At 33.8% G+C, this 9,395-nt stretch carries 7 protein-coding genes; 2 read left to right on the plus strand and 5 right to left on the minus strand.

From position 1 onward, the window contains the following. Positions 1-188: 188 nt before the first annotated feature. The 4 genes from ACFOZZ_RS07500 to ACFOZZ_RS07515 form a co-directional block, all read right to left on the minus strand. Positions 189-347, minus strand: coding sequence for a hypothetical protein (locus ACFOZZ_RS07500; protein WP_376814990.1), 159 nt, complete (start codon positions 345-347; stop codon positions 189-191). Further along, positions 347-829, minus strand: coding sequence for an N-acetyltransferase (locus ACFOZZ_RS07505; protein ID WP_376814991.1), 483 nt, complete (start codon positions 827-829; stop codon positions 347-349). Before ACFOZZ_RS07505 ends, ACFOZZ_RS07500 begins: the two co-directional genes overlap by 1 nt. 67 nt (positions 830-896) lie before the next feature. After that, positions 897-2,237 (minus strand): MATE family efflux transporter, encoded by a 1,341-nt coding sequence (locus ACFOZZ_RS07510; protein WP_376814992.1) that lies wholly within the window; start codon positions 2,235-2,237, stop codon positions 897-899. A gap of 288 nt (positions 2,238-2,525) precedes the next feature. After that, positions 2,526-4,853 carry a glycoside hydrolase family 3 protein gene (locus ACFOZZ_RS07515; RefSeq protein WP_376814993.1) on the minus strand — a complete coding sequence of 776 codons (2,328 nt, stop codon included), beginning with the start codon at positions 4,851-4,853 and terminating at the stop codon, positions 2,526-2,528. A gap of 251 nt (positions 4,854-5,104) precedes the next feature. On the opposite strand from ACFOZZ_RS07515, the gene ACFOZZ_RS07520 reads away from it, so the two are divergent. Next, positions 5,105-6,460 carry an MATE family efflux transporter gene (locus ACFOZZ_RS07520; protein ID WP_329967494.1) on the plus strand — a complete coding sequence of 452 codons (1,356 nt, stop codon included), beginning with the start codon at positions 5,105-5,107 and terminating at the stop codon, positions 6,458-6,460. A gap of 19 nt (positions 6,461-6,479) precedes the next feature. Here ACFOZZ_RS07520 and ACFOZZ_RS07525 read toward each other — a convergent pair whose 3' ends face one another. After that, complete coding sequence (locus ACFOZZ_RS07525; protein ID WP_376814994.1) at positions 6,480-7,532, minus strand: acyltransferase family protein; 1,053 nt, start codon at positions 7,530-7,532, stop codon at positions 6,480-6,482. A 215-nt stretch (positions 7,533-7,747) separates the two neighbouring features. Between ACFOZZ_RS07525 and ACFOZZ_RS07530 the strand changes: the two genes are divergently transcribed. Then, entirely contained in the window at positions 7,748-9,088 is a 1,341-nt protein-coding gene (locus ACFOZZ_RS07530; RefSeq protein ID WP_376814995.1) for a dicarboxylate/amino acid:cation symporter, read from the plus strand. The last annotated feature ends 307 nt before the right edge of the window (positions 9,089-9,395 follow it).

Raw genomic sequence — 9,395 nt, forward strand, 5'->3', positions numbered from 1 at the left:
ATAATCACGGTAGTCAAATACACCAAGTTCATTTCTTATGACTTCCTTCATTCTATCTGTTTCCAATACACATAAAACTCCATTTTTAATAATTACATATTTACATAGTTTACACATAAAAAATATCCTCCTGGTTATTACACCTAGAGGATATCTTTATTTCTAATCAATTTTAAGTACTTTTTTATTTAATGTCCTTGACACGGGGTCCACATTACTTTTTTCTGTATTCTTTTTCTTTTCATCTTCTTTTCATATCTCGTATATTCATTATCTAGAGTAGTATTACATACAGGACATTTCTTCATTCCTATTTCTACTCTACATCCACATTTAGGACAGATCATTATTTCACCTTCTCAAAAGCTATTCTAGGTGTACCATCTTCTACATATATGATTCCTGTTTCTTTAAAACCATTTTTTAATATAACCTTCTGCATAATCTTATTATCTTCATGTGTATCAACTCTTAGATGTAGACATCTTTTACTACAGAAGTTGACTGTTTTATTAAATACTTGATGCCTAGTGCCATCACTCGCAATACGATGAATCGTACCATAAGTACTGTGATCAAGCCATGCACCTTCTATTTCCTTATATGTAGGATCTTCTCCTATAATAAAGGCAAATACACTATGGATAATAGAATCGTCTTCCATCACAAAAAGATGATGTTTATTTATATCTTCTTCTAATATATTGAGATCAGGATAACTGCTATTCCACTGATGTGGGTTACCTGTTTGTCTCATAAAAGCTTTCGCAATTTCATATATTTCTAATATTCTTTCTAAGTCTTCTGTTCTGGCTTCTCTAATAATCATGAATACTCCTCCTTACTATTACCATTCAATCAAAAATAGAATAACTCTGTCAAGAAAGAAGCCATATTTAGATACCGCTTATTAATGTATGTTTTTTCATTTTATAATAGAGAAACCCTACCATATCCGCCAGAGCCCAGCCAATAGGAACGGACCACCAGATACCGATGACACCTAGAGATGGAATGGATGATAACAGATAAGCTAAGGCCACTCTCGTACCAAGTGAGAGTATTGTGAGGACAACACTCATACCTGGTCTTCCTAGGGCACGATATAAGCCATATAACAAGAATAAACAGCCAATACCGATATAGAAGGCACCTTCTATACGTAAGTAGCGCACACCTTCTAAGATAATACTCGTTTCTTTGACATCTACAAAGATCATCATAAGTTGTTTTGCGAATACATAAACTAGAATAGAGATGACTATACAGAAAATTGAAGATATACAAACAGCTTCTTTAAGTCCCTGTTGTATTCTATCTTTTTCTTTAGCACCATAGTTTTGAGCGATGAATGTAGAAAAAGCATTTCCAAAATCCTGCACTGGCATATAAGCAAAGGCATCGATCTTCACTGCTGCCGCAAAGGCAGCCATAACAGCCGTTCCAAAGCTATTGACTAATCCTTGTACCATAAGAATACCTAGATTCATGATTGACTGTTGGATACATGTAAGAAGAGAAAAGGAAATAATCTTCTTAATTCTTTCTTTTTTGAGTTGTCTTAAATCAAATATAACATGTACTTCTTCATAATAAATGAGCGTATAAAGCATCATTCCTATTCCTGAGAGATATTGAGATATGACTGTCGCAAGTGCTGCACCACTCACACCCTTCTTTAAAACAATCACAAAATATAAATCTAGAATAATATTTACGATAGAAGATAATGCAAGAAAAACAAGTGGAGTAACAGAATTACCAATGGATCTTAAATAAGCTGCAAAGAAATTATATAAAAATATTGCGATAATACCCATGAAGATAAATAAGAGATAACAGCGCATATCCCCCCATACTTCTAGAGGTACACGTAAGAAAAGGCGCAATGCATCTAAGCATATATAGGCAATAATATTCAGTAATACAGAAATCGTTGCAATAAAAAAGAAAGAAGCACATAAATCTTGTTTCAAGCCGCTTTCATCACGTTGTCCAAATCTCATAGAAAATAGTGCACTACTTCCCATACAAAGACCTAATATAATAGATGTAATAAAGGTCATCAATGTAAAGGATGACCCGACAGCTGCAAGTGCTGTTTTACCTAGAAACTGCCCTACTATTAAAGTGTCTGCAATATTATAGCATTGCTGCAAGAGGTCTCCTAATATCATAGGTATCGCAAACAGCAACATTGATTTCACAACAGGTCCTTTTGTAAGATCCTTATTCATTATATATCTCCTATTCGTAAGTTCATGTTTACGTTATGTAGCCATTATAGTCCATTAGTATGCTTATATCAACTTGTGATTTACTTTACAAAACGATAAGACAAATACGACAGAAGTGATATAAATATAGATACCATAATAGACGGAACTAATAATACTTTTATCATTTTTTATGCATTCTTTTAGATTCAATTTGATTCTCTTTACATTTTAATACATCTCAAACGTATACAGACAAAAATGGCGAAGTATTCGTTTTCGAACACTTCGCCTTACTTAACTCAATGATTAAGCTTTTTTCTTCTTTAAGAAGATGAATGCAACACAAGCAAGACCCATTAATGCAGCAAATGGTAAAATATTTGTCATATCTCCAGTTTTTACATTATCTTTCTTAGTTTCGTCTTTCTTTGTTTCGTCTTTCTTTGTTTCGTCTTTCTTAGTGTCATCTTTCTTAGGTTCTTCTGGTTTTGTTTCAGCAGGTTTTTCTACTAAAGCATCCATAGCAGCCTGTAATGAAGCAATTGCTTCATCAATCTTCTTCTGAGAAACACCATTTGTGTTAGCTACTTCTTTTGCCCCAGCTAAAGCAGGTGTGAACTTATTCCAAGATTCTTCAGTATATTTCTTAGAATCTAAAGCATCAGCCTTAGCAATTAAATCATTTAAAGTATCCTTATTTAATAAAGACTTATAAGAAATACCATAACCACGTTTATACTTGATTGTATCAGTGTAAAGCTTAGCAGTCTTGTCATATACAGGAATATTAACTGGAAGTGTTCCCTGAGCACCAAATGTACCTAAAGCAACTTCGATACCAGCAATAATGTTAGGTCCATAAGCAGCCTTAGAAGATGTAACTCCACCAACAATTGCTTCAGTCACATCTACTGAAGAACCTTTACATCCATAAACAGCAAGAATAGCATCTGCATTAGCATACATCTGTACATCATATGGTTTATCTACTGACATCACGATAGACTTCTTACCCTTTTCATGAGTATAGTCTACAATACCTTCTACATAAGAATATAACCAATGATTTGATGAGAAGCGGCTTGCAGCACTGATTTCTGAATTAACGAATACTGTATCAGCCCAATCAATGTTTTCTTTTACAGCATCCATATTTGAACCGTTATATCTTACTACTTTAACTTCTGCAGAGTCTGGGATAAGTCCTGCTTCTTTAGCACGGTTATAAGCCATGATCATCTGTGCTCTTTCATTGTCATATGGACAAAGCATTAAGATCTTCTGGTTTTCTTTTACTACTACTGGTAAAGTATTGTTTTCATTCTTTACAACAGTAACAGCTGCTGCTGCGATTTCTCTTTCAGTTGCTCTGTTAGTGGCACTACCTACTGTTGATAAAGCTTTGTTTAGAGAGAAATCAGATTCTTTCCAATCTAAGATACCTCTATTTTCTTTTACTGTTAAAATTCTTCTGCATCCATCATCTAATCTAGATTCAGAGATTTCACCCTTCTTAACAGCATCTTCTACATAATCAATAATTGTGTCTAGCTTCTTAACATCTTCCTGGTTGTAAAGAACTGTAGGCATACAGATTAAATCAGCACCTGCTTCAATCGCAAGCTTAACTGCTTGTGATTCACCAAATGTATCAGCAATAGCCTTCATGTTCATCGCATCAGTACTTACTACACCTTTGAAGCCCATTTCACCCTTTAATAAATCAGTGATGATTGCTTTTGACATAGTCGCAGGTTTCTTTTCTTCATTACCTGTTTTTTCTGAAACAACAGTTGTGTTATCTAATTGTGGATATAAGATATGTGCAGTCATGATCATTTCAATACCCTGATTGATTGCAATCTTATATGGTTTTAATTCATTATTTAATAATTCTGCTTTTGATTTGTTTACGATAGGTAAACCATAATGTGAGTCAGTGGCTGTATCACCATGACCTGGGAAGTGCTTCGCACATCCAATAACGTTATAGTCTTTCAAACCAGCGATTGTTGCAGAAGCCATGTTCCCTACTAAATCTGCATCATCACTGTAACTTCTTAGACCAATAACTGGGTTGTTGGCATTATTATTGACGTCAACAACAGGCGCTAAGTTAGTATTAATACCAATACTACTTAATTCACTACCAATAATCTGACCTGCTTTTTTCGCATACTCTGTATTATGAGTTGCACCAAGTGCCATGTTACCAGGTAATGCTGTACCTGAACCTAAACGGTATACATTACCACCTTCCTGGTCAGCACTGATTAATAGTGGAATACCACCATCTTTTGTGGCTGCTTTCTGCATTGCCATACTTAAGTTATAAGATTGTTCTGTTTCCTGGATGTTCTGGGCAAAATAAATAAGTGCTCCAAAATCATAGTCTTCGACAATCTTTCTGACTTGGTCATTCATCTTAGTAAATTCATGACCTGTAGTCTGTGCACCATCACTTAAGTCTTCATCCCAGTAACGGAAGTCTACCATAAGCATCTGTGTAATCTTTTGTCTTGTACTCATATTAGAGAGTAATTGATCCACTCTGCTTGTGGCATTGACTTTAGATGGCAAAGCCATTGAGAGTGCCATAGCTGTACTAAGTGCTATAGCGGATACCTTCTTCATATTATTTTCTCCTTTCGAATGTATCTTACATAGATATTGTAGCGCTTACATGTTACTTATGCAACATATATTTCATTTTATTAATTTTATTTATGTAATTTAATTTTAATATAGTATATCTGCCTATGCACGGTTAAAAAAGCATGATATACATGAGATAATATGAGTTACAATATTTCAACATTTGAAAAAGAACTGTATGACTGTAATATATATGAGATAGTAAAGATTATGTTAAGGGGGATGGTTATATGGAAGAAAGGAATAATTTTGCGAAGGGAAAGGTTTCTACACATATATTATCTATTGCAGGACCAATGATCGTAGCACAGTTGATTAATGTACTCTATAACGTGATAGATAGAATATATATAGGACGTATTCCTCATACTGCAACACTGGCTATGGGAGGACTGGGAATATGTCTTCCTATTATTTCTATAGTGATTGCATTTTCGAACTTGTTTGGTATGGGTGGTGCCCCACTTTGCTCTATTGCAAGAGGAAGAGGGAGAAATGATGAGGCAGAAGTGATTATGGGGAACGCCTTCTTCTTATTGGTTCTATTTGGAATAGGTTTGATGTTGATTGGGTTTATCTTTAAAGAGAAGATCTTATGGATGTTTGGAGCAAGTACGAATACATTCAAGTATGCGAATGATTATTTGACTATTTATTTGTTTGGTACTGTGTTTGTGTTAATAGGACTCGGTATGAATAGTTTTATTAATAGTCAAGGTTTTGCGAAGATTGGTATGATGACAGTACTGATTGGGGCAGTACTAAATATAATATTGGACCCTGTATTTATATTTGTATTAGATATGAATGTAAAGGGAGCAGCACTTGCAACAGTACTGTCACAATTTGTATCTGCTTTATGGACATTACGCTTTCTAACAAGTGATAAAACAATCCTTAAGTTAAAGAAAGAATGTATGCATTTAAATCCCTATTATGTAAAGAGAATCTTTTCTTTAGGAACTGCTGGATTCATGATGGGGATCACTAATTCTATTGTATCTATCGTATGTAATTCTACCTTACAGATTTATGGTGGAGATCTCTATATTGCGATTATGACGATTATTAATTCTATTAGAGAGGTTGTACAGTTACCTGCTCAGGGGTTTGGGAATGCCTCTCAGCCGGTACTAGGCTATAACTATGGTGCGAAGGAATATAAGCGCGTATTGTCTTCTATCTACTTTGTAACATTCTTATGTTTTGGGACAATGTTTATTATCTGGGTATTAATTACTGCTTTCCCACAATACTTTATTAATATCTTTACTCATGATCCTCATATTACCGATCATGCAGTACGTTATATTAGATTATATTTTGCAGGATTCTTTATGCAGTCTTTACAGATCTGCGGTCAATCTGTAGCGGTAGGACTTGGCAAATCAAAACAGGCTATCTTCTTTTCTATCTTTAGAAAAGTGATTATAGTAGCCCCTCTGACTATTATTCTTCCCCGTTTTATTGGTATTGAAGGTGTGTTCATATCAGAAGCAATCAGTAATTTCATAGGCGGTGGTGCTTGTTATATTACAATGTGGATGACAATTGGAAAGAACTTAAAAAGAGAGATTTCACAATAGTGAATTCTCTCTTTTTGTATTAAGCAGATAACTTGTTTAATAATTTTCCGAATAGTGTTTCAATCCATAATGCAAGCTTTTCTAATCTTAGTACCTTGAATATTCCTCTTCTGATTAAATCGATGATTAATGCAACTACATAAAGAGATAATGCAATCATGATGAGCATAAGAGCAAGTAAGTAGAAAGGCATACCTGCTAGTGTTGTAAACTGGTTTAATAGAACATAGCCTAAGAATAAAGAATGGCTGGCAAGAAGATATGTACAAAGAGTTGATTCATCAATAAACTGTACAATCTTTTCCTGTTTACTATTCATATTTGCGAAAACATAAAGTAAGCAGATAGAAGTTACAAGTAATAATGGTGATAAGGCTGATAAGAAGTAATCATCAAATGTATTACCAATAAACTTGTCCAAGCTTAGCATTAAGAAACCATTTAAGACAAATGAACATAAACCGATCAATGCGGTTTTTGATACATTGACTTTATAAAGTTCATGTTTTCTTACAGTTGCGCCAATGAAATAAAGACATGTGAACCAGATGATTCCTCGACCACTCTTAAATAAAAGTGGATCCTTTAGTTCTCCTGCACTAAATAAGCCATAGAAGCCAAGTAATCCAATGATCCATACCGCTTTAATCGCTGTTTCTCTAGAAATATGTTCTACCATGTAGTCTACAATAGGACTTAGTAAGAACATGCCTGTAAAGGCTGTAAATAACCAATAAGCGTTATTCGATAATAAGAAGAATGCATGCGTTACAGAATGCATTGTAACATTTTCTGGCTTATAGAGATGGAATGCATAAGTTAAAGCCACGTTATAGATAAGTGCAGTTAAGAGCAGTAGTAAATAACGTGATAACTTATGTTTCTTACCATATTCCTTAAAACCATAAGATAATGCAAAACAGTTGATTGCAATGTAAGCAAGATAAAACATAGCCCATAAAGTAATCACTGTAAGTGTTGATGATGATTGAAACATCCCACCATAAGAAGCAATATTACCAGCAAAGATAAACATCATCGATAACATCGATAAAATATAAATTCCAAACATTTAAAATTCCCCCTTGCGATGAGTATATATTACAATAATGGGATAATTATGTGAAGTTAAAAGTCTCTTGTTTAATTAATATATCACAAATAGTTTTTCTTTATATCTTTTATAATAATATTTATTTTATAGTCATTTTTATCAATACTATTTGCATTAAGAGTTATTTAGTGTATAATAGTGTCAATTTTGGGATTAATTTTAGGAGGGTAAAAATGAAAACTAGTAATGGTAGGCAATTAGCTAAGAAAATGCTGATTGCAATGATCTGCGGTCTTGCTTGTGGTTTTGGATGCATTATGCTAAGAGAACACTTAGTAAGTGGTGGACAGACTGATCTTTGGACAAAGATCAATAACTTATTCTTTCAGGATATTACGCAGCCAAATGCAACAAAGGCTGTTGGTATCTTCTATATTGTAGGACAGTTATTCGTTAACTCACTACAGCTTATTATTGTACCTATGGTATTTGTATCAATTACACTTGCGATTTCAACTATCACAGATACAAAGAAGTTAGGTAGAATTTCTACTAAAACTATTTTAACTTTCTTTATCACAACTGTATGTGCTTTATGTTTTGCAGGTGTGATTGCTACTGTTGTATATCGTTTAGGTTTCTTTGATGCAGTTGGTAAAGCAGCAGTGACTATCCAGAAGGGTTCTACTGGTGCTAACCCATTGAATATTATCTTAAATATTATTCCTAACAATCTTATCTCAGCATTCTCTACTAACGGTAACGTATTAGCCATTGTATTCGTAGCTGTTGCTATGGGTCTCGCAATGAATGCTTTAGAAGATGAAACAAAGACTTTAAAGAAGTTATTTGAAGAAGTATCCAAGATTATTACTTTATTCTTATCTTTTGTTGTTAATAAGTTTGCCCCAATTGGTATTTTCTGCTTATTAACAAGAACATTCGCAATCTATGGTATTGATTCATTAAGACCAGCACTTGCTTATGTAGTTACAGTTGTTATTGCATTATTTGTATATCTATTCTTAGCTTATCCAATCTACTTAATGACTATGGCTAGAGTTAATCCAAAGCCATTCATGAAGAAGATGATTAAGGTTGCTTTATTTGGTTTCTCTACTTCTTCAAGTGCTGCCACTCTTCCAATCAACAAGAGAACAGTAACTGAAGAACTAGGTGTAGATGATCAGATTGCTTCATTCGTATTACCTTTAGGTATGACAATCAACATGGATGGTACAGCTATCATGCAGGTTATTGCCGCAATGTTTATTGCTGCAAGTTCTGGATATAAGATTACATTCATGTCTATGGCAGTTATTGCAGTACTTGCATTAATTGCATCAGTTGGTACTCCAGCTGCACCAGGTGCAGGTGCTATAATCCTATTTACTATCTTAACTGGTATGGGTTATACAAATGATGCTGCATTACTTGCATACTCATTAATTCTTTCAATCAATAGACCTATTGAAATGTTAGTAACTTCACTTAATGTAGTTGGTGATGCTTCTACTTCAGTTATTGTAGCTAAGAAGGAAAATATGGTTGATCAGGAAGTATATAAAGGGTAAATTAAAAAGAACCGAAAGGTCAATGTCATTAAGTTAATAATGCTAGAATTTAAGTCAGATGATATATCAGCAGATATATTATTCTGACTTTTATTTTATTGCAGCCAAAAAAGTATCGTTTTCACGATTTTTTAAAAAATATTCTATTTCATCGCAAAAAGGTTTATAATTAATCCGACTAGTCAAATCTGTAGTTAAAATATATGAACGACTTTCGTTTGACGTTTCTATTATGAAATCTACCGGGGCGAATTGGTAAGATTTCATTAGCTATCAGATTCTCTAAAGATGGATTTTTTCCATCTTT

Origin of the sequence: Catenibacterium sp. GCM10023432, from assembly GCF_042651925.1 — a bacterium.
Taxonomy (GTDB): Bacteria; Bacillota_I; Bacilli_A; order Erysipelotrichales; family Coprobacillaceae; genus Catenibacterium; species Catenibacterium mitsuoka.

Bases quoted from the DNA above. Each gene is read 5' to 3' on its own strand.
- ACFOZZ_RS07500 (WP_376814990.1), bottom strand. From the start codon at position 347: ATGATCTGTCCTAAATGTGGATGTAGAGTAGAAATAGGAATGAAGAAA.
- ACFOZZ_RS07505 (WP_376814991.1), bottom strand. From the start codon at position 829: ATGATTATTAGAGAAGCCAGAACAGAAGACTTAGAAAGAATATTAGAA.
- ACFOZZ_RS07510 (WP_376814992.1), bottom strand. From the start codon at position 2,237: ATGAATAAGGATCTTACAAAAGGACCTGTTGTGAAATCAATGTTGCTG.
- ACFOZZ_RS07515 (WP_376814993.1), bottom strand. From the start codon at position 4,853: ATGAAGAAGGTATCCGCTATAGCACTTAGTACAGCTATGGCACTCTCA.
- ACFOZZ_RS07520 (WP_329967494.1), top strand. From the start codon at position 5,105: ATGGAAGAAAGGAATAATTTTGCGAAGGGAAAGGTTTCTACACATATA.
- ACFOZZ_RS07525 (WP_376814994.1), bottom strand. From the start codon at position 7,532: ATGTTTGGAATTTATATTTTATCGATGTTATCGATGATGTTTATCTTT.
- ACFOZZ_RS07530 (WP_376814995.1), top strand. From the start codon at position 7,748: ATGAAAACTAGTAATGGTAGGCAATTAGCTAAGAAAATGCTGATTGCA.